Genomic DNA, 22,119 nt, shown 5'->3' on the forward strand with positions numbered 1-22,119 from the left:
TCTATGTATTTACTTATTGGTCTCCGCTTCCAGAATCTGTTTTAACTTCGCTACTATTTCCGGATGCTCGGCGGCTACATTCTTCTTCTCGCCTACATCTTCTTTCAGGTCATACAACTGATCTTCCGGACTATTTCCCAATTCCGTATTCGTCAGTTTATTATAAGCCGGTTTATCATTCGGGGTAATGTATTTCCACTGACCGTCTGAAACAGATAACGCACCGGCAAACTCAACTACATAATCACGTCCTTTTAAATCCTTCCCCAAGAAAGCATCCAGATAATCCCGGCTGTCTACGCCCGCTCCTGCTTCAAGTGTTTTTCCCATTAACTTCGCCATCGAAGCATACAAATCAATATGGGAAACCAACGCATCCGATACAGCCGGCTTGACTTGCTTCGGCCAGACAACAATCAGCGGCACACGCGTTCCTGCCTCGAAATTACTGTATTTTCCACCACGGAAATCGCCCCATGGACGATGATTTCCCAACAATTCAACAGACTGGTCCTGATATCCGTCGTCAACAACCGGACCATTATCGCTGGTAAGTACAATCAATGTATTTTCAGTCAGGCCATTCTTCTCCAACGCCTTCACAATTTCACCTACAGTCCAGTCAAACTGCAGCAAAGCGTCTCCGCGTAATCCCAGTCCACTTTTCCCTTGAAAGCGAGGATTCGGATAACGGGGCACATGCACATCATTCGTCCCGACATAGAGGAAGAACGGTTCATCCTTATGGCGGTCGATAAACTGTACAGCTTTCGTCGTGATACTGTCTGCAATAAACTCATCTTCCCACAAAGCCTGTTTACCTCCTTTCATATATCCGATACGAGAAATACCGTTCACAATTGCCTGATCATGCCCGTGATTCGGACTCGGTTTCAACTTAGTCAGCAATTCCGGATGGTCTTTTCCCAATAGCTCCCCAGGAAACGGGGTTGTATAACTAACATCAATCGGATCATTCGGGTCCAAATTAACAATCCGCTGATTCTCTACCCAGCAACACGGAACACGGTCGCCTGTTGCCGCCATAATATAAGAATAATCAAAACCAATATCTTTCGGTCCCGGAGTAATAAAGCCATTCCAATCCTGGCCGCCCGTCTTATCAGCCAGCCCTAAATGCCATTTACCGACAGCACCCGTCACATAACCACACGACTGAAACATGTCAGCCACAGTTGGTTGTTCCGGACGAATTACCATACCCGCATTGCCGGCAGCAATACCCGTATCATTTCTTCGCCAGGCATAATGCCCCGTAAACAACGAATAACGCGAAGGCGTACTGGTAGCGGCAACCGCATGCGCATCCGTAAAACGAATACCTTGTGCAGCCAGCTTATCTACATTCGGCGTATTTACTTCCGTTGCGCCATTACAACTAAAGTCGCCAAAGCCAATATCGTCGGCCACTAAAAAGATCACATTCGGTTTTTGTATATCTGCAGAAGACTTTTCTTTCTTTGACTGGGAAGAACAGGAAGCCAATAAAGCAGCTGCCGCTCCTAAAATCAATACGGATTTCATAGACATTTATATTTAAGATTAGAATGATGATGCACAAATGTACAACTTTCCTTTCGAAAAGCCAACCTCCATTCGAACGGATCACCTAAACTACGGATATAAAAAAGCCGGAGCTTCTTGTGGAGGCAAAGCCCATCCACCAGAAACTCCGGCAAACTTAGTATCGAGTAACTGTTATTTCAGTTCCTTAATGCGAATGTTACGGAACTTAACAGGAGAACCATGTCCTAAGAATCCGATATGTCCTTTCTTATTGAACAAACCCGGATGCTCGTGACCGTCAGGAGTTCCGTTCTTCACGGCATCCCGAATATTGCCTTCTACGATGACAATACCATTCACCGTTACCTTTATATTATCTCCGTCACAAACAATTTCCTCTTCATTCCATTCACCTACCGGCTTAATGGCTTTCTTATGATTTTCATTAGCTGGAATAATTCCATAAATAGAACCATGATGCTGGAGCGGAGTAATATCCTTATAAATCGGATGTTCACAATCCAAGATCTGACTTTCCATACCAACATAGGCAGCATCGCCTTCCAGCGGAGCACGCAAGCCGACACCATTATTAGCACCCGGTGTCAATTGGAATTCAAATCGGTAGATAAAGTTGGCATATTCCTTCTTCGTATATAAGTTTCCACCAAAACTCTTGGAAGGATTCATGGCGATACAACCGTCTTCCAATACATAATCGACTGTATTACCCTGCCATTCGTACATATTCGTGCCATCGAACAGAATTTGGAAACCTTCTTTCTTTTCCTGTTCAGACAACTGGAATGGCTCCTGCCGTTTCAGTTCCTTAATATACAAATTACGGAAAGAACACTTACTGCCGTGAGCCTGCAGTTCTATCTGCTCAATCGGGAAGATAGGCAGGCTACGATCCCAATAGTTTTCCAAGATTACATTATCGACAACCCGTTCTCCATTCAAATCTACGGTAACACGGTCGCCCACCATCTTGATGTAGAACGTATTCCATTCGCCCAACTTATTATCAGCCACCTTTGTCGGCTTGCTTTCATTCTTCTGGTTATTATACAATCCACCAGAACCAACCTGAGCACCTACATCAACCCGAGCAGTATCCCAAATCTGAACCTGAGGCGTACCACGCAAATAAATACCAGCATCAGCTTCCGGTCCGGCCGGATCAAGCATCCATTCTACATACATCTCGAAGTCGCCATATTGCTTTTCGGTACACAAGTTATCAAAGCCTGAACCTTCAAATACCAGACAACCGTTTTCAACTTTCCAGTCCTTACGCATCTGTTCATCTGCCTTCGCCTGAGCTTTTGCCAACTGAGCAGGTTTCATCTTTGCACGGGCAATCGGATTTTCCACCAAACCTTTCCAGCCAGTCAAATCCTTTCCGTTGAACATGGAAACAAACCCTACTTCATCCGGCATCTCAGCCAAATGTTTCTTGATACCTTCCTTCTGATAATGAGCATCCGGATTATCCAACACCTGCATAACCTTTTCCAACAGAGCTTTTACATTCTGTCCGGTATATTCCTTATGGCCCAAAGCAATGTTCATCACCGCATTGGCTGCTGGTTGTTGAACGGCCTTATCATCCAGATATTCTCCAGCATACAACAGAGCCAAATACGTACCTGTATCCTGTACCTTCGATAAGATCAAGCCTCTTACTTCATTATTCTTGGCAATATCCATCGCCTTACGCAACCGAAGCAGCTTATTCTCACCCGTCATATCCGACGAAGCCACCAGATTCACATAACGAGTCAAAGCTTTGGAAGCCAATTGGCCGTCAGATTGAGCCACCTGATACAAATAATCGGCCGCTTCAATACCTTTCCATTCCAACAAAGCTTCTATAGCTGCCTCTTTTCCGGCTCCAGTATTCTTTTCACATCCGTCAATGATAATCTCCAATGCCTTTGGATCATTCGTTGACGCCAATACCTTATAATATAAATCTTTCTTTACATTACCAGCCTGATACATCCGGCGTGTAACCGTTTCTACCTGTTCTGCTTCCGGCATATAATGAACACAAGCAATTACCGCATTCTGCAAATCAGCCTTTTCTTCATCACCAGAAGATTCCAGCATACCGCAAATCTGGGTAAAGTCTTTTGCTGCGACAACACTCTTTAAAGTAGCATAAGCTGTTTTCTTTACTTCTGCTGATGAAGACTTTGTCTGTTCCAATACGGTATTGATCTTTGAGTCTGCCATCCGGACAGCCAATAACTCCAGTCCTGCAATCTTCCCGGCATCCGAAGCCTTGTTGATCGCTTTTGCTACCGCATCATCTATATCTCCCGGGAAAGCCAACAAAGCATCTTGAGCCAGCAGAATAATTTGTTTATCAGCATCTGTCAACAAATTGGCCAATGTAGGAATATAACCTTTGTCTCCGATTTTCACCATCGCCCAGACAGCAGCCTGTTGCACAGCAAAGTCATCTTCTTTCAATTGCTGGGTTAAAACCTGAGCCAATGATTGGTCAAAGCGAAGCATCAACTTCTGGATTGTATCATGTTTCTTCGGACACTTAACTTCACGGCCCAACCAATTCAAGACATCAACTTTCACTTCAGGCTTAGCCTTTGCCATCATCTTCGCTATTTCAATATAAGAAGCTTCATCTACAAAATCAGAAGCATATCTTAATGCCGCATTCCGATAATCCTTGCAATCATCTTTCAATGCTGTCAAGACTAATTTGGTAGCAGCCTCTTTATCTTCAGCTAAAGAAATCAATATCTGTAATGCAGCCTCACGAGTCTGCGTTTTACCAGCCTTCGTTGCCCGCTTCAGTAAATCCTTAGCCGCCTTTTCCGCAGCTTTAGAATCCTGCGACGCTACACGCTTAATCAACGCAATGTAAGCCTCATTTGCACCACTTGGCTCCATCGTATAATTAACAGCCTTAGCAGCATCTGCCAATACAGATAATGAAGCAGCCGAACCAACACGGCTTAAAGCGTATCTGGCTACTTTTCTTGTCGCTGCATCGTCATTATTAATATAAGTCTTAACCAAGTCTTCTGTTCCTGCTACCTGAGCATCTGCAATGGCTTCCAATATATCTTTCTGGGTTTCGGCAGTTCCCATCCGACGCATCAAACCTGCTTTCAAGGCTTGTCCGGCGTTCTCAGTACCAATAGCTGCCAATGCCCGTGCTGCAGGTCCACTCAATTCCGGATTACCTAAATAGGCAGAAAGTGCTTCGACAGCATCATCCTGTCCAACGATTTGCAGCTGTCGGATGATAAATGCTTTCGTTTCCCGTTCTTCTACTTTATCCAATGCCTGGATATAAGCTTTAGCTACTACCTGACGAGCATTCTCCTGACCTTTAGCCATCACGAAATGGCTTAAGCCGCTCAATGCATAATCTACTTTAGCATTACTGCCCTTACCCGGAGCATTGATCATATTGATCAACGTAAATACAGCTTCTTCACCAGCTGCACTCAGTTCACTGATTTGTTTATTATATTCAGCCTGTTGTTCTGCTGGCATCTGAGCCAATACGTCTGCAGCAATGGTCTTTGCTGTTCGGTTCGCCGGAGTCTGAGCAAACGATAAATTAGCACACAACAACAAGGCGCTGATTGAAATATATACCTTTTTCATCTTTTCTGCTTTTAATTTATGGGTTAAATATTCCATGGTGCACGCATCGGTTGATCTAACAACCGGTTAGCGGCCTCATCGTTGATAAACTCTAATTTCACCGGATCAAATTCCAACGTACGATTCAAGCGAAGAGCAACAGCTCCCATATTCACAATCGTAGCAGAACGAAAACCATTCTGTTCATTCAGGGCAAATGGCTGACGAGTCTTGATACATTCAATAAAATCAGTTACCTGCGGTTCCGGTTCCGGATAGTCTGATAATTTCTTTTCCCAATCAGGAATGTCACATACAAAGTTCTTATAAACATTCCCCTTCGGTCCTGCTATATACGGCGTATTCGGATCACCGAAATCACCGCCCCACAAAACAATCTGACATCCGTCTTCGTATGTATAAGTAATCGAACGCCATGTACCTACAGCGTCCGGGTGTTGTTGAGGAGCATCTACTTCTACTTTCACCGGACTGGTGTTGTCCTTATCCAATATATATTGTACCGGATCAATATAGTGCTGTCCCATATCACCTAAACCGCCACCATCATAATCCCAATAACCACGGAAAGTCTGATGAACACGATGCGCATTATAAGGTTTGTAAGGAGCCGGACCTAACCACATATCGTAATCCAATTCTTTAGGTACAGGCTGCGGTTCGAGATATTCTTTACCTACCCAATAGAATTTCCAGTCAAAGCCCGTATGCTTGCTGATCGTTACTTTCAACGGCCAACCCAACAATCCGCTTTGTACTAATTTCTTCAACGGTTTTACCGGTGTTCCCAAACCATAAAATTGGTCGGTAAAGCGGAACCATGTATTCAGACGGAACATACGTCCGTACTGTTTTACAGCTTCCATCACCCGTTTTCCTTCTCCGATTGTTCTTGTCATAGGCTTTTCACACCAAATATCTTTACCAGCTTTGGCTGCCTCAACCGACATAATACCATGCCAATGAGGAGGTGTAGCAATATGCACAATATCCACATTCGGATCCAATATCAAATCACGGAAATCATGATAAGCAGCTATTTTTTCTTTTACCAAATTCTTTCCTAATTCCAAATGATTCTCATCAACATCGCAAACGGCCACCAAACGAGTTCCACCATAATTCACATGTCCTCGTCCCATACCACCGGTACCAATAATACCTTTAGTCAACTGATCGCTTGGTGCAATGTAACCATTTCCTAACACATGACGCGGCACAATAGTAAATAATGCGACGCCTCCTAAGGTTTTCAGGAAGTCCCTTCTATTCGTTCCCATAGTAACTATTTTTACTGATTAACAATTATATTCTGTACAATTTTTGATGTATCTGCTAATAATTTGTCAAATATATTATTTATCCAGCAAATCCTGCAGATATTTACGAGTTTTAACCACATAATCATGGCGTGTACCATTTAATTCACATTCAATAGTGACCGCACCTTTAAAGCCTTGTTTCTTTAATTCGGCAATAACAGCCGGGAAATTTACTTCCCCTGTTGGGATTGGCACTTCGGCTCCTAATTCATATGGATTATTCGGATCCGGATATTTTCCATCTTTTGCATGAAACTCTTTAATCAGCGGACCAAACAATTTCACAGCATCCAAAGAATTAGCTTTACCATACATCAATAAGTTGGCTAAGTCACAATTGATAAACACATTACCTGTACCTATATCTTTTATGGCACGAATCAATGTAGTCGGTGTTTCCTGACCCGTCTCAAAGTAAATCATCACATTCCGTTCTTTTGCATAATTAGCTAAATCTTGCATGACTTTGATGAAATCTTTATACTGGGCAGAAGACGGATCTTCCGGAATAAAACCAAAATGAGAATGCATAGCCGGCACCTCTGCCATTGCACAGAAATCTATCATTTCATGGTAAACCTTTATCTTTTCTGCTCTTTCTTCTGTCGGAACCAGACCGATCGTTGCAGGTCCCTGCCGGAAATTCCAGACACTCTTAGAACCAGGAACACCCACAACTGTAGTCACCTTGATCTGATGTTTCTTAGATGCCGCCTTTACCTGTTCCGCAAACTCTTTCGTCAATGTATTACTCTTATAATTTATCTCACAAGAGCCAAATCCCTGATCATGTAAATCCTTAAAACTTTTATCGATATCACTCAAATCATATTGAATCACTCCGATAGTAATCTCATTTTCCGCATGAATAGTTGTAAATGCAAACAACAAGGCTGCCGCCAATAATGATAACTTTGTTTTCATCGTATTATATAGTTTAGTATTGATTCTACAAATTTAAGACGGGGAACTTGAATCAAATTCCCCGTACTTATTAAATATAGTGAAACTCGCCCGATTTCGGATGGATTTAAGAAGAATAATGTAAACTATTGGGTTTTCAGGGATTTATGTAGCATTATTCTACATTCGTAAAAGTGTGCTTTGAAGCCGTTTTTTGAATAGTTAAGCAGAAAAATTGCTACCTATCCGTTGCCCATTCCTGTTGCATGGAATTGTTTGAAAATCCTTTCTGTTCCGACCGTAAAGAGCGCAGTTTCATCATTTTGGCTTAACGAAGGTACTTATTTTTTTTGAAATATGAAAAATATGGGTTCTGTAAGTCAATGATGATAGCTTTGTCGATGTCTGACGATATTTAACATGCCGATGATCAACTCTGTCTCCATTAATTTTGCAAACAATGGAACAGGTTATGAATCAGAAAGATGTGAAGGTTTCGTTCTACCTTAAAAAGAGCGAGGCGGATGCCAGTGGGAACTGCCCAGTGATGGCACGGCTCATTGTCGGCAAACACTCTGAAACGGCTTTCAGTGTAAAGCTGCGTGTGCCACAATCATTATGGTCATCAGGACGGGCGTGTGGAAAGAGTGTTGCGGCCAGGGAAATCAACAGCAAGCTTGATGAAATCCGAGCGACAGCTCTCGGCATTTATGCGGAAATGTCCGCAGTCCGTGAAGATGTGACTGCGGAGGAAGTGAAGCATCAGCTTTTGGGCATGGCTTCAGGTCAGGAAACCTTGTTGAGCTATTACAGATACTTCATGAGGAATTTTGAGAAGCGTGTAGGTGTTAACCGAACAGAAAAAACTTTATATGCTTATCGTAATTCCTACAATCATGTTGCCGTCTTTTTACAAATGCAATACAAGGTAACAGACCTTCCGTTTACCGCTCTGGACCGTTCATTTATCGAGAAGTATGTGTTGTATTTACGTACAGAATGCAATCTCTCACAGTCTACTATTGTCAATCATTCCGTCCGGTTGAAGACGGTAGTCGGCGAAGCAATCGCCGACGGTATAATTACGGCAAATCCGTTCATCGGTTATGAGCTGGCCCGTCCAAAGCCAAGACAGAAATATCTCACGTCCGAAGAATTGCATCGTATTATGGTTACGCCTTTGCATAACCGGACTCTTTATCATGTGCGTGATCTGTTCCTCTTTTCATGTTTCACGGGGATTTCATACATAGACATGTGTCTTCTGTCAAATGAACACTTGTCTCTTGCAGAAGACGGTGTATGGTGGATTAAGAGCGCACGTAAAAAAAGCGGAGTGGATTTTGAAATACCGCTGATGGAACTTCCGCTTCGTATCTTAGAGAAATATCGGGATATTGCCCCTGAAGGAAAACTGCTTCCGATGTATTCAAACTGTGTGCTGAATTATCACTTGAAGCATATTGCTGAAATTTGCGGTATAAAGCGTAAGCTGGTCTTTCATGCAGCCCGTCATACCTATGCGACGGAAATCACACTTTCTCATGGAGTTCCACTTGAGACAGTCAGCAAGATGCTGGGACACAGACAAATCAAGACAACCCAAATCTATGCCAAAGTTACAGATGACAAGATTGATACGGATACAAGAAACCTGAACGAGAAGATTGCAGAACGCTTTTCAGTGGTCATTTAATAACCCTATTAAAGAATGAAGATTATGAAAATGAATACGGATAATACGGAAATCAAGCGTCGCAGTACGTTTGCGATACTGTTTTATATAAACCGCACTAAAATCCGCAAGGACAAAACGTGTCAATTGCTGTGCAAGATAAGCATAGATGCTCAATGGGTACAGATAGGTACAAAGGTATCTGTCAACCCGGCCATATGGAACCCTGAAAAAGGACGGGCTGACGGGCGTAGTGGGAATGCTCTTATCGTCAACAGAGCTATAGATGATCTGACTAAAGAAATCAAAGGGCATTATCAACGTATAAAGAGCAACCTGGGATTCATCACGGCCGAGCAAGTGAAGAATGCCGTGATGGGTGTCGGCCAAAAGCCCCTTACACTTCTGGCTCTTTTCAGGGAGCATAATGAGGAGTTCAAAAAACGTGTTGGCATAGACAGGATAAAAGAGACGTATGACTCTTACCTACGCTCATACAAGCATCTTTCGGCTTTCGTCCAGCAGAAGCGTGGCGTTGAAGATGTCATGCTCCGGAATCTTGACCGTGTGTTTTATGATGATTTTGAACTTTTTCTGCGTACAGACCGCAATCTAAGTTTAAAAACCGTGCATGAACATCTTTACAGGTTGAAGAAGATGACCATGCGTGCCGTAAGCCAGGGTACAATCCGACGGGACCCGTACTGCCGTCTGCATCCGGAACTGCCCAAACGGAAAAGCCGCCACATGAAACTGGAGGATTTGAAGACATTGCTTGCAACTCCTGTGGAAAAACCGCAGTTGCAATTTGTCCGTGACATGTTTATCTTCTCCACCTTTACAGGACTGGCTTATGCGGATTTGAAAAGACTGACGGTAAATGACATTACGCAGTCAGGTGACGGCTCCTGGTGGATCCATATCCATCGTCAGAAGACCGGTACGCTTTCTTCTGTCCGTCTACTGGACATTCCGTTGAAGATAATAGAAAAATATCGTGGAGAACGTCAAGGTGATAAAGTTTTCAATTTGTACAAACGTGAGTATACCATTCTGCTCACGAGAGAATTGGGCAAAGTCTATGGCTTTGATCTGACATTCCATCAGGCAAGACATAATTTCGGAACGCATGTCACCCTTTCACTGGGAGTGCCTCTTGAAACTGTCAGTAAGATGATGGGACATTGCCGGTTTGACACAACGCAGATTTATGCTCATGTAACCGATAAGAAAGTGGACGAAGATATGAGACGTCTGAGAAAATCCGGGGTGAACACGAATCTTGACCTTTATGAAGAAGAGACAAACGCCGGAAAACGTAGACAGAAAAACGTATGGCAGTCTGCAAATAAAGGAGATGTCCTGTAAAAGAAGTGTCCTTTGTTTTACCCCGAAATGGCATGAAGCAAATTATTATTGTCATGATCAGTTTTCGACCTTGGAATACAGATCGGATAATGACAGAGACTTCTTATCGTATTTCCAGGATGGAGTTAGTTCTAAATTAACAGTTAATTCAGATGCTTTAACATTACGAAATAGGGGTATCAATGGTATTCTGCGTTTCAAATAAAAACGTCCTTAAAATATGAAGTCAATGAAAGAATTATTTTATCCTGCTATTGCTATAGTGGCAATCGAGTTTAGTTGTTGTGAAAAAGAAGGACACATTTGTCAGTCTCTAAAAGTAAATTGATTCTATTTAATTAATACAGCAATATGAATATGAAAAATCTTTTTTTTATCGCTATGTTATTTTGGTGTATATCCGCCTATAGCCAGCATTGGAATTATGGCATAGAAGTTGGATATACTAATAATAAGTTCCAAACGAAGGGCCTTGATTCACATCCTCAAAGCGGTTTCAAAGTAGGTGGAATTATTGATTATAATTTTAAAAGTAACATTTTAATTGAAACAGGAATAGCATATGAACGAAAAGGTGGAAAGCTTGAGGGTACTAATTTAGCTTCTCAAAAAATCTCAAAAATTGAGGTTTCACATGCTGATTATCTAAATATACCTGTATCTGTTGGGTACAAAGTGGATATAAAGAACAAAATATCATTCATTCCACAAATAGGATGGTTTCTAAATATGGGAGTTCAAGGAAGCGGACAACTATCCGGTATAGACAATTATAATCAGCCCTATACAATGGGTATAGACATCTTTTCAGCACCCAGTATAAGTCAGTACAGACCATTCAATAGAATTGATACAGGTCCTATATTCTGTCTAAATGTTCAATACAAAAAGGTTCGACTTAAATGTTCCTATGAACTTGGAATAAATTCTGTACATCCTATTTATGGGAGTCCTAAGAACAGAACATTAGGAGCTTCTGTTGCTTATATACTTTAGTATTTTTCAATACTCTACATGTGCGGAAACGAAAGAGGCCGTCTCCAATCACTTTGAGACGGCCTCTTTCGTTTCATCATACCCATCGCTGTTCTTCCCTGCATCTTTTATAAGCGTCGTCAAGAACTTTTTGTATGTCCGACTCTTTATAAAGGGCTTTTCCCTGTACAAGGTAATAAGGTATCACGCCGAGGGTACGGTATTCCTGCAGGGTACGCCTGCTGACCTTCAATACTTTCGACAGCTCCTCGTCCGTGAGGAAATAATCACCGTGAAATGCCGGCCTTGGTGCCGTCTGTAGTCCATCTATCATTTGCTCCATCTTTTCCAGACTTTTGAAAATGGCATCAATCCGCGGGTCCTGCTTGTTAATAAGATCGTAACTCATGGCTTTTTTCTTTGAGGGTGATCACGTGATTCCAACAGTTTCTGCACATCCTCCGGCCTGTAGAAAATCTTGTTCTTGATTCGGGTGTAAGGCAACAGACCCTTTTCACGGTAGACCTGAAGCGTGCGTTTGGATATGCGGAGAACCTCGCACACGTCCCGGTTGTCCATCCATTTCTTCAGTCCCGCATCTTTTGCCGGACTGCACAGGCGGGTTACTTTTTTCTCTATCTCACTGAGCCGGACAATCAACTCGTCGAAAATCCGCTTGTCTATACATATAATTTCCATACCATCATCTGATTAGGGTTCAAGACCGAGTTCTTTCTTTATTCTTAGGGGCAGGACTTTCCCTTTCCGGTTAAGAAACTCCTGCACCTCCGAAGCCTTATAGTAGGTCCGCCCGTCAATCATGTAATAGGTAACCAGTTTCTTCTGGCGGTAACGGGCAAGGGTACGCTTTGTAACGCCAAGCAGTTCGCACATGTCCTGATTGTCGAGCAGCTTGTCCCCTTCAAGGGCGGCTGTCTGCCGGTTCATGCGGTTCAGCCTGTCATCGATTCTGTCGAACCGTTCCATTATCTTCTGGAGCATCATCTGGAATGTCTCCCTGTCTATCTGTATCATAATGAATTCTGTTTTTAGTGTAATAATTCCGTTATTTACACCGTGTTGCGCAACAGGTTTCATTTGATATAGGCCAAAACGTGGACCAACGGAGCATATTGCTACATAATAATATGGCAAATTGCTGAAAAACAGAGAAATAAAAAATCAGCCGCGAAAAATCGGGGCTGATTGGGGTATTGCAAATGCAAGGGCGTGCAATCTCTTATTGCAATGTTTTGCGATAAGTAAGGCGGCAGATTCCGTTTCTGAATGTTTTTGTCCTGACCAGTTCCCATTTGTCCGTGGAGATATGTTTTGATACGGGAACCGTTTCGGAACTGATTATCGGAAGAAGAAAAATGACCATCTCGTCTATCAGGTGGTACAGGGACAGTCCCCGCAGCAGTTCCGCGCTGCTGTCGTCATAGATTTCAGCCAGATATATGTCAGAGGGTGCAGACTGTTCCTTGTCACAGATGAGGTCGACCAGCGGATAGCCCGGATACAGCATGCGGGTGTACCGGTCCCGCCAGCAGGGGAAACCGTCATCGCTGTTTTGTATCCATTGCAGCAGGGAATCGTTCCGTGCAGGGACGGAACCGTTCAATGTCATTGCTATCAGAACCTGTAACTTTGCCATACCTTGATATTCCAAATGAAAAGCGTGAGACTCACGCATTATCAGGTAGGGGCTCTGGTAAGCCCATTGTAGAGTCATGCATGAGCTCACGCTATTAGGCATAGCATAAGCAACACGCAAAAGTCTCTACAATTTGAAATTTACCAGATTCCTACCTGAGACGTCTTGCGACTTATGTATAATATCCGGCGAGGCTGTCAGCCCTGCCGGTATTTTCTTATGTTCCTGCTGGCAGTATGTGTTCCACATTTTGCCAGACTTATGCAAAAGTAGGCATTTTATTCCAGACTGGAAAACATCTCCGGTCTATATTGCCTTTATTTGTCGTTCAGTCCGTATTTCTTCATTTTCCGGTACAGCGTGGACGGATCAATGTGCAGCATCTCCGCCGTCCGTTTCCGGTTGCCCGTGCATATTTTCAAGGCCCTGATGATAGACAGCTTTTCCTGTGTCTCATTTTCCGGAAAAAGGAAGATTCCCTCTTCCTCATCCTCGATTCTTATGTTCAAACAAGCTGACTCGATTATCGGCTGTTTGGACAGCAGGACGGCCCGTTTGACCTTGTTTTGCAATTCTCGCACATTTCCCGGCCAGCCGTATGAGAGCAGCAGTTGTTCCGCCTCACGGCTGAATCCGTCGGTCTGCCGTTTGAGTTCCCCGGAGAACTTTTCCCTGAAATGTTCGGCAAGCGGAAGTATGTCCTCCGGGCATTCGTGCAGGGCCGGCAGGACGATTTCAAATTCCCCCAGACGGTGGTAGAGGTCTTCCCGGAAGCGTCTCTCCCTGATGGCCAACTGAAGGTCCTCGTTGGTTGCCGCCACTATCCTTACGTCGGCGTGTTTCTCACGGTTGCTGCCTATAGGGATATAGGTGCCTTCCTGCAAGGTACGCAGGAGCATGCTCTGTACCTCCATGGACAATGTTCCCACCTCGTCAAGGAACAGGGTCCCGCCACGGGCCGTTTCAAAAAAACCTTCACGGTTTGTGTCCGCCCCCGTAAACGTCCCCTTCATATGACCGAAAAAGAGCGAGGGCGCAAGCTCTTTGGGAATGACCCCGCAGTTTACTGCCAGAAATGGCTTTTCCCTGCGTTCGCTGGAATAATGGATACGTTGTGCTACGGATTCCTTGCCTGCACCGTTCGGGCCAAGAATCAGTACGGAAATGTCAAATGGCGCGACCGTACGCACCAGATTTTCCACTTCTTTCATCTGCCTGCTGTTCCTGGGAAGGATACCCTTGTCCTTTCCGTATATGACTGAGCGTGGATGCAGGATATTCTTTATCAGACTTTGCAGCTCATCCATCTGAACAGGCTTGGCCAGATAGTCTTTTGCTCCCATCTTGATGGCACGGACGGCATCCTGCACGGAAGCATATCCGGTCATGATGATGAAGGGAACATCTATCCGTTCTCTCTGCATCCATTCGAGCAGCGATATGCCGTCCCCCTGCGGAAGACGGACATCGGAAAGGACAAGATCGAAAGGCTCCTTTTTCAGAAGCCGCCTTGCACCGGGTTCGTCTATGGTTGTCACTGCTTCATAGCCGGATTTTTCGAACCATTTCTTTTGTTGTCCGGCCAGCAGGATATTGTCTTCAACTATGAGTATTCTGTGTTTCATCCGTATAGTTCTTTAAGTCAAGTCTTCTGATTTCCGAAAGCAGGTTCTTCGCGTCGCCTACCAGCCGGTCTATTCTTACGATGACGGCCTCTGTATATGTACTGATGGTCAGGTCATCGGAAGTATCGTCATGCAGGATTCTGCTGTATGTCTCCAGTTCGCAGGCCACCCCCAGCTGTTCCCAGGTGGGATACATGCGGTGCAGGGTGTTTTTCATACGCTCCGTGTCCGTTTTCATGCTTTCAAGGGCTTCTTTCAGTTCTGTCCTGTTGTCGAGCGATTCCTTGATGAAGGCATTGAGCATCCATTCCATGTCCCCCGTGTCTGCGGCCAGGGCATTGAAATCCGCCTTCTGCTCCTGCTGCTGTCCCGACCTTTCCATTATGGAGGAAAGGAAAGCCAGCAGTTCGTTCATGGAGAACGGTTTCCGTATGCACCCGGAAAAGCCGGCTTCTGTATAGCGGCTCTCGTCCACGTCGTTGCGGGCGGTCATGGCGGCAACCGGGATGGTGCGTGAATTTCCGATATTGGAATGACGCAGGAGGTACAGCAGGTCAAAACCGCTGGTACCGTGCATCTGGATGTCGGTCAGCAGCAGATCATACGGTTCTTTCCGCAGTTCGCCGGCCACGTCCTTCGCCCCGATGCAAGTCCGGCATGATACTCCGTTCCGCTCCAGCATCTCCATGACGATGCGCAGCTGTATCGGATCGTCGTCCGCCAGGATGATACGCTTGGGAAGGCTGTATCTTCTCACAGCCGGCATGACGCTGTTCTTTACCGGTTCAGTGGAAATGGCAAGGGGGATTTCCGTGTGGAACAGGCTGCCTTTCCCGACATGGCTCGATACGGAGATGCTGCCGCCGAGCAGGTTCAAAAGTCCCTTGGTTATCGGGAGGCCGAGCCCGAATCCTTCCGGCGAAATGTCTGGCGCCGCCCGCTCAAACGGCCGGAATATGCGTTCTACCGTCTCCTTGTCCATGCCGATGCCCGAGTCCTCCACCTCCATGGTCATTACCCCGTCCTTGTAGCTTACCCGGAAACAGACTGTTCCGTTGCGGGTGAACTTGAGCGCGTTGGTCAGCAGGTTGTCCGCCACCTGACGGATGCGGTCCGCATCTCCGCATACCACGATGTCGGTGTCCTCTGCTTCCGTTTTGAAGACCAGCCCCTTGTCATTGGCCGCACAAGTGTATTCCACGTTGATGTCATCGACGAAGGCTTTCAGGTTGAAAGGTATCCTGTTCAGTGATTCCTTCGCTTCGTCCAGCCTGGAGAGGTCAAGCAGACTGTTGGCAAGTCTTGTGATATGGCGTGAGGATTTGATGATGTTGTCAAGGTAGGTGTTGCGGCGTTTTCTTTCCCTGGTGTCAATGGCCAGTTCCGCACTGCCGCAGATGGCGTTCAGCGGTCCCCTTATGTCATGGGATAGCGTTACGATGATACGCTTTCTCATTTCGGACAGTTCCCGGTTCTGTTTGAGCGTATCCACCAGTCTACTGCGGTCATGTTCCTTGCGCCGTATGTCCCTCTGTATGACAAGATGGGATATGATCAGCAGGACAATGGCAACTATGATGGTGGCCGCAAACAGCTTGAATGAAAGTGCCTTTGCCTCCGCAATCCTTGTTTCCCGGTTTTGGAAAGCGGCCTGGACCTGTTCGTCAAGGGCGGTGACGAAGGAGTTCAGTCTTTTGTTCAGTTTCAGGTTTTGCAGACGCAGGCTGTCAACATAGAGTCCGATATGTCTGTCATGCTCTTCCTGCATGGTTATCAGCTGGCGGTTGAGCTGCCGCAGTTCTGTCGTGGAAGCCGGTACCTGTACGGTTTCCTTCTTGCCGAAGAAACCTGCTATGCCGTTTTTCCGGCGGGTGACTGTGCGTGTACGGGTACTCTTGTTGATGACCTCGGGCAGACGGTTGTAGAGCAGGCTGTCTGAGGTCCTCTGCTCCTGAAAAACCGTCGTAAGATGGTACAGGCGGCTTTCTTTCTCTTCCAGCAGCCGTCGCAATGTGTCTATCTGTTCGTGGCTCACCAGGTCCAGGCCGTTGTCTTTCATCCGTTCCAGCAGGCTGTCTATGTGCAGGCGCCTGTTCCGGTATGCCGAGAAGTCCTCACTGTCCCATCCGATGGCGGATTCCCCCAGCAATGCGATTCCGACGATGTGGCGGCGTATGGCGTTGACTTCATTCCGGATCTCACGTATTTCTGCGGTTCCGTTTGCTATGTCATGCATTTTTTTGCGCTCATGGAGCAGTATGGCAATCATGCTTCCGATGACTGCCAGCAATATCAGATAACCAGCTATGATTTTTGTCTGCAATGAAATTCCACTTAGCTTCCTCATACGCCTTATGATAAAAAATCCCGGAAAGTTGTGGGGCGCAGTCTTCCGGGACGTGAGTAATTTGGATGTCACCCCGACGTGCTATCCCGTCGTACACAGAATGCACTCCGGCCTGTTATAACCTTGGCGGGCGACGGTTTGCCCGCATGATTCTCCTTTCTGCCGGCAGCTGTCGGCAGAAGATTCTCTGGTTCGGGTATCCAATATCTTGTCCATACTCTATCTTTTACAGTCAGTCCATATTTCTGTTTCTCCGTATTTCCCGATGCAGGAAAAAATAAGGCCCCCTGTTATAGTCCCGTGTGGAAACGCGGATGACCCTGTTTTCGTTTGCCTGAATTACGGAAGTTCCGGCAAGACAATACGCTGTCCTATTGTATAATATTCCAAAATACAAATATATACATTTGTCTCTAACTGCAATGAAGTTAATATATGTTTGTCTTGATTTCAAACAAGTTTTAACATGTTATAGGCCATAAAGCCGCGTTCAGACAGGTATCGGATTCATTTTCAAGGTTGAAAGGTTCAGGTACAGCCCCTGATGCTCGATCATGCCGTTGCGGAACATTTTCCACAGGATGTTGCAGCCGAGCTGTGCCAGTGTGGAGTTGATGAACAGGTCCTGCTTTTCCAGAGCCTCTGCCAGTGAGCAGCTCGGCCCGGAGTCTTTCTCCTTTACTTTCGCGTATTTCACGTAGCGGGTAATCACTTTCAGTGACTCCACCGTTTCGTACAGCTTAGATGCTGGTTGTTTGATGTTCTTCGGTACGGTTCCGAGGATGACCTGTCCCGTATCCTGCGTATTCCCGAAGTCCATCCAGTACAGGGGTGTCTCGTAGCTTCTGTATTCCGATACCGGCACGGCTTTCAGGATGTTCCACAGGTCGAGACGGGACTTGATGTTGTCCGTGCAGGTAATCGTTATGTTGGCCAGATTATCCCGTCTGGCGTCCTTCAGAGCTGCCGGATAGATGTCCGGTACCGCCTTCCAGTCGTTGCCGAAGAAGTTGTTCATGCGTGTGACGAGACACTGAGCCTTGTTCAGGCCGATGTCCGAGGGGCTGAAGAGCTGCCGTCCGATATTGGCCTCCGTCACGATGTCGGAATCATACACGGTTATGAACAGTCCGGGGTGTCCGAGTCCCCTTAGTGCCGTGTCAAGCCTGGCCAGGCAGGTAAGTACCTGCGAGCCTGTTCCTCCCGCTCCGATAAGGTTTACCGTTACCGGATGCTGCGGGTTTATGAGATAGTTGTCGATGTAATGTACCCTTTTCATTTCAGTATGTCTTTAAGTTTCATGTTGTTCAGCGGTTTGAGCTCGTCCAGGTTGAAGTCTCTGTCCCGTGCCGCCTTTGTTACCAGTACGAGGTTTGATTTTGTCGGGTTCCCGTTGCTTCCCAAGTGTGTGAATTCCGTCAGCCAGAATTTCTTCTCCCAATACATGAGCAGCCTTTCGTAGGTCAGGTCCTTCGGCAGTTCTATCCTGGGATTTCCCAGGCATACGCTGGAACCTGTCACGTTGAAGAAGGGCGCGGCGTACAGCTCGGTATCGGGACCTGGAACATTTCCCTTGTAGGCATAGATTCTCATTCCGTGTTCACCGGCCTCGTAAATCACTCCCGGCAGGAAATATTCCGCGTTTTCTATTTTGAGCGCGGGGCTGAAGAACATCATCCTCTTGTGCGGAGGATTGTACCACACGTATCTCTCGCTTCCCTTGCGCGGGTCGCAATAGAGCAGATTGGAGGGTATCTTGCCATACGGAGTGGTGCTGTGCCTTTCCGAGTATCCCTTCACCAGCGCGTTCATGAAATCTATGGTCACCGGTCTTCCTTCGGTCATGTTTTCCCGTTCGTCAATACCCCGGATTTCAAGGAAGAAGTTCTTGTCCCCCTCCGAGGCATAGGCTATGAGTGCCGCCCTGGGGTTGAGCGGCGTCTTGATCTTTCTGGTCAGTTCGTTGCTGTCTATCATATCCGTTCAGATTGGTTTATATTGTGATGTTGATGAATTTTTCCGCCCACCTGAAGAAGCGTTCCGGGTAGTCGTCCATATGGAACAGCTCCTCCGTTTCCGGAGACAGTTCACAGGTGGTGATCGGAATGATGTCGTATGTCTCCTGGCTGTAGGAGTTGTAATAGTCCGAGAGATATTCCGTTATCATGTCGGTGCAGTCATAGACGACCCGGATCTGCTTGCTGAGATACATGGGCAGGAAGTCCGGTTCCTCCTCGTAGAATGGGTCGTAGCCGTATTCCATGATGCCGTGTTCGGGCGTCAGGAACTCCAGTCCTTCCTTCATAAGAGAGACCAGTGACTGTTCGTATCCGTCCTTCGGCTCATACCGGTCGAGCACTTTCGGCAGGTTCTTGTAATAGCATTTGTTTTCCACCCTGCGAAGCAGTGCGTGTATCCTGCCTTCCTTATAGGAGTGCAGAAGCCGCCGTCTCTTTTTCCGGTCGGATGCCGTTTCTCCCGGGTCCACCTCCGACATCAGTGTCAGGGCATAGTCCATGTCATCCTCGTCCAGTACGGTACTTATCCCGTTCGCCCGCATCAGGTTGTGGATGAAGGTGACGGATATGCATCTCAGTTCCGGCCCGAGCCTTTCCAGGAACTTCGTCGGAAAGTAATAGAGCGTGAACTCTCCCCATTGGTGGCATTTCCACAGGCAGAACAGCAGCCTTTCCCCGTCCTGTTCGATGTTGACATTCATGTCACTGCCTACAAGATTGCACATCTCTTCGTGCAGTCGGGCGATGCCTTCTCCGGGCGTACGCCCCGGAACATGTACCGCCTCCTTTTTCATGAGGCTTGCATACCTGAAAAAGGAATCACGCAGGAACTTGTAGTTTTCCTGCGTGATGAGATTGTGCGGTTTCCCGTCAGTACCGTCAATGAACAGTTCCGGCGGAGACATCGGCAGGAATGTGGCGTTCAGAAAAGAATTACGGCACCGCTGGGTGCCGCAATCCGTTTCTTCCTTTCCGTGCCGTAATGCACTTTCCTTTCGGTTTCCGCAATGATGAGTCTCGCGAGCTGTTCCGCCTGATATCCGTCCAATCGTACACATGATTCCTTCTTTTTTCCGTTGTTCTTTGCCATATCCTTTTATCCTTTTGTCCCGATGGTGGTTTTGAACTCATATACCGTCATGTCTTCCCTGATGACCGGACCGTGTACGGTGGCCGTCGTCAGTTCCGGATACAGGTTGGAATAGTAACTCATGATCATGTCCGGCGAGATGTTCGGATCAGGGTCCTGGAGGGTGATATACTCTGTTCCTTTCTTGAATCTGAATGAGCGTGTCATTCCTTTAATTTCGAGTGCCATGGCTTAAACTGTATGATAAGGTGAATACTTGGGTTCCAGCATGGACTGCGGGAAATCAACATATTCCTCGTAGTCCTTCTCACTATATGTCGGGGATTCCGGGTCGTCCAGATACGCCTGCTGCTGTTCCTCCTCCTGCATGAATCTCTCTTCCTGCCAGTCCCTGATTTCAGGCTGCGGCGGATATTGTGGCTGGGGAGGCTGCTGTCCGGTTGTCCGCTTCAGGTATTGCGCCTGTGGCGGCAATGGCTGTCCTGGTTGCGGAGCCTGCTGTTGCGGCCATATTCCGGGCTGTTGCGGATGCTGCGTGTATGTCTGTTGCGGTCTCTGAGGTGCAGGCCGTGCCTGTCCCGGTGCCGGTGGCTGTGGTGCCCTGTTGTATGCCGGCTGCTGCGGACGTTGCACCTGCGGCTTTCGCTGTTCCGTCACAGGTGGCTGCGTGTATGCAGGCTGCTGTGGAACGGGTTGTTCCGGTTGTGGTGCCGGTTCCGGCTGCGCTTCCTGCTCCATCAGTCCGAAGAGGCTTCCCTTGTTCATTTCCGTATCGGCCGCCTTTATCTTCTCCTCGATTTCCTTCAGTTGGGCGGTGTCCGCGCAGGCTTTTGCCTGTGTGAGCATGCTGACGGCTTCCCTGAAGTTCTTTGTGGCCATCAGTTCATTGGCCTTCTTCATCAGTTTCTCGTACTTCTCGCGTTTTTCGCGCTCCTCCTTCGTCTCCTTGGATTTCGCTTCCTTGGCGGCCTTGCTGCTGGCTGCGGCCTTGTCCGCCTGTGCCTCGAACTGTGCCATGTTGGAGAGGAGTCCGCATGTCTTCTGTATCGGTCTTGCTATGGCCTGCAGGAATCCCGTGTCGAGTTCCTGCGGTGTACCCGTGACGGTCAGCGGCACGATGTGGTTCTGGGCCTCGTCCTTGAGTCCGTTCGATTTTGGTAATGTGGAAACGGTCAGTTGTCCATTTGTTTTGCGGATGACGATCGTGAGGTCCACGCTTTCCGTCATCATCTGGTGGATTGCTGTAAAAAACATAATTTCAGATATTAAATGATTAGACGATAAATTTCAATATTCGCTGAAAAATTCTGCCAGCAGCCTGTTCCTGTCCGGATGTCTGCATATTTCCTGAATGGGGTTCAGCAGTTTTGAGATGTGAACCGGACCGGTTGTTCCTCTCGGCGGCAGTTTGATGGAGGGCTGCGGAACGTGTACTTTCGGTCTTCTTGTCACGGGCATCCCTATCGGGGCTGGTGACTGTCTGGTGATGATCGCTTGTTGCATACTCTTTATTTTTTAAGTGTGAATACTCGGGCTTTGGCAGCCCGCTGAACTACAAGGGCCCAACGGCAGACGCTTCCGGAAAGGCAGGGTTTTCGGGAAAAATACCGGAGCCTCCGGCGAGGATGATTTTTTCCGAAACCGCTTGCGGCCTGACCTTGCCGTCCGACAAGAAGCGTCTGCCAACTTTGCCCTGTAGTTCTCCGGAGTGCCAATGTCTGTGTTTTCCGTCCTTTCCCTCTTTCTGGTGTATCGTTTCCGAATGTGACGGATATAAAAAGAGTTGCCCGTATCTGACATGAACCTCAAAACCCCGAAAGTTTTTTATCTAACTTTCGGGGTTTTATTATGTCAAAAAATACAGTTATTTAAATCGTCTCCATTACATGGGACTATTGGAACAGGAAGATAGTTATAGATATATTCTTACGGCTTTTGGAAAATAATGAGAGATTCCTCATATC

The 22,119-nt window shown here is 46.5% G+C and carries 20 protein-coding genes; 3 read left to right on the forward strand and 17 right to left on the reverse strand.

The window, feature by feature from the left end:
• Window positions 1–9 precede the first annotated feature (9 nt).
• The 4 genes from NEE14_RS06045 to NEE14_RS06060 form a co-directional block, all read right to left on the reverse strand.
• Window positions 10–1,545 (reverse strand): sulfatase-like hydrolase/transferase, encoded by a 1,536-nt coding sequence (locus tag NEE14_RS06045; RefSeq protein ID WP_251967121.1) that lies wholly within the window; start codon window positions 1,543–1,545, stop codon window positions 10–12.
• Window positions 1,546–1,719: 174 nt separating this feature from the next.
• On the reverse strand, window positions 1,720–5,175 hold the full coding sequence (locus NEE14_RS06050) for a DUF1080 domain-containing protein (RefSeq protein WP_251967120.1): 3,456 nt from the start codon (window positions 5,173–5,175) through the stop codon (window positions 1,720–1,722).
• Between the two features lie 23 nt (window positions 5,176–5,198).
• Complete coding sequence (locus tag NEE14_RS06055) at window positions 5,199–6,455, reverse strand: Gfo/Idh/MocA family oxidoreductase (RefSeq protein WP_251967119.1); 1,257 nt, start codon at window positions 6,453–6,455, stop codon at window positions 5,199–5,201.
• A gap of 75 nt (window positions 6,456–6,530) precedes the next feature.
• Window positions 6,531–7,421, reverse strand: coding sequence for a sugar phosphate isomerase/epimerase family protein (locus NEE14_RS06060; RefSeq protein WP_251967118.1), 891 nt, complete (start codon window positions 7,419–7,421; stop codon window positions 6,531–6,533).
• Window positions 7,422–7,872: 451 nt separating this feature from the next.
• On the opposite strand from NEE14_RS06060, the gene NEE14_RS06065 reads away from it, so the two are divergent.
• From NEE14_RS06065 to NEE14_RS06075, 3 genes are all read left to right on the forward strand, one after another.
• Entirely contained in the window at window positions 7,873–9,096 is a 1,224-nt protein-coding gene (locus NEE14_RS06065; protein ID WP_055172803.1) for a site-specific integrase, read from the forward strand.
• Between the two features lie 24 nt (window positions 9,097–9,120).
• Window positions 9,121–10,443, forward strand: a complete 1,323-nt coding sequence (locus tag NEE14_RS06070; RefSeq protein ID WP_251967117.1) for a site-specific integrase — start codon at window positions 9,121–9,123, stop codon at window positions 10,441–10,443.
• Window positions 10,444–10,794: 351 nt separating this feature from the next.
• Entirely contained in the window at window positions 10,795–11,439 is a 645-nt protein-coding gene (locus tag NEE14_RS06075) for a porin family protein (RefSeq protein ID WP_251967116.1), read from the forward strand.
• Between the two features lie 76 nt (window positions 11,440–11,515).
• Here the strand turns inward: NEE14_RS06075 and NEE14_RS06080 are convergent, their stop codons facing one another.
• The 13 genes from NEE14_RS06080 to NEE14_RS06140 all read right to left on the reverse strand — a co-directional run bounded on the left by NEE14_RS06080 (window position 11,516) and on the right by NEE14_RS06140 (window position 21,658).
• Window positions 11,516–11,827, reverse strand: coding sequence for a helix-turn-helix domain-containing protein (locus tag NEE14_RS06080; protein ID WP_251967115.1), 312 nt, complete (start codon window positions 11,825–11,827; stop codon window positions 11,516–11,518).
• A complete protein-coding gene (locus NEE14_RS06085; protein ID WP_251967114.1) occupies window positions 11,824–12,117 on the reverse strand; it encodes a helix-turn-helix domain-containing protein in 294 nt (97 codons plus the stop codon). The genes NEE14_RS06080 and NEE14_RS06085 overlap by 4 nt, the downstream gene beginning before the upstream one ends.
• 12 nt (window positions 12,118–12,129) lie before the next feature.
• Entirely contained in the window at window positions 12,130–12,453 is a 324-nt protein-coding gene (locus NEE14_RS06090) for a helix-turn-helix domain-containing protein (protein ID WP_251967113.1), read from the reverse strand.
• Between the two features lie 205 nt (window positions 12,454–12,658).
• Window positions 12,659–13,075 carry a hypothetical protein gene (locus NEE14_RS06095; RefSeq protein ID WP_251967112.1) on the reverse strand — a complete coding sequence of 139 codons (417 nt, stop codon included), beginning with the start codon at window positions 13,073–13,075 and terminating at the stop codon, window positions 12,659–12,661.
• Between the two features lie 317 nt (window positions 13,076–13,392).
• Entirely contained in the window at window positions 13,393–14,700 is a 1,308-nt protein-coding gene (locus NEE14_RS06100; RefSeq protein ID WP_251967111.1) for a sigma-54-dependent transcriptional regulator, read from the reverse strand.
• Window positions 14,675–17,047, reverse strand: coding sequence for an ATP-binding response regulator (locus NEE14_RS06105; RefSeq protein ID WP_251967110.1), 2,373 nt, complete (start codon window positions 17,045–17,047; stop codon window positions 14,675–14,677). The genes NEE14_RS06100 and NEE14_RS06105 overlap by 26 nt, the downstream gene beginning before the upstream one ends.
• Window positions 17,048–17,128: 81 nt before the next feature.
• Window positions 17,129–17,263: a hypothetical protein gene (locus tag NEE14_RS06110; protein WP_262483196.1), complete on the reverse strand. Its 135-nt coding sequence runs from the start codon at window positions 17,261–17,263 to the stop codon at window positions 17,129–17,131.
• Between the two features lie 274 nt (window positions 17,264–17,537).
• The gene (locus NEE14_RS06115) at window positions 17,538–18,326 is read right to left on the reverse strand and encodes a PRTRC system ThiF family protein (RefSeq protein WP_251967109.1); all 789 of its coding nucleotides are present in this window, start codon (window positions 18,324–18,326) and stop codon (window positions 17,538–17,540) included.
• A complete protein-coding gene (locus NEE14_RS06120) occupies window positions 18,323–19,024 on the reverse strand; it encodes a prokaryotic E2 ligase family D protein (protein ID WP_251967108.1) in 702 nt (233 codons plus the stop codon). Before NEE14_RS06120 ends, NEE14_RS06115 begins: the two co-directional genes overlap by 4 nt.
• 16 nt (window positions 19,025–19,040) lie before the next feature.
• Entirely contained in the window at window positions 19,041–20,123 is a 1,083-nt protein-coding gene (locus tag NEE14_RS06125; RefSeq protein ID WP_251967107.1) for a hypothetical protein, read from the reverse strand.
• A gap of 38 nt (window positions 20,124–20,161) precedes the next feature.
• The gene (locus NEE14_RS06130; RefSeq protein WP_005801819.1) at window positions 20,162–20,383 is read right to left on the reverse strand and encodes a PRTRC system protein C; all 222 of its coding nucleotides are present in this window, start codon (window positions 20,381–20,383) and stop codon (window positions 20,162–20,164) included.
• A 3-nt stretch (window positions 20,384–20,386) separates the two neighbouring features.
• Window positions 20,387–21,409 carry a PRTRC system protein E gene (locus tag NEE14_RS06135; protein ID WP_251967106.1) on the reverse strand — a complete coding sequence of 341 codons (1,023 nt, stop codon included), beginning with the start codon at window positions 21,407–21,409 and terminating at the stop codon, window positions 20,387–20,389.
• A gap of 33 nt (window positions 21,410–21,442) precedes the next feature.
• Window positions 21,443–21,658 (reverse strand): hypothetical protein, encoded by a 216-nt coding sequence (locus tag NEE14_RS06140; protein ID WP_005801817.1) that lies wholly within the window; start codon window positions 21,656–21,658, stop codon window positions 21,443–21,445.
• Window positions 21,659–22,119 lie beyond the last annotated feature (461 nt).

It is taken from the genome of Parabacteroides sp. AD58 (assembly GCF_023744375.2).
Lineage (GTDB): Bacteria > Bacteroidota > Bacteroidia > Bacteroidales > Tannerellaceae > Parabacteroides > Parabacteroides absconsus.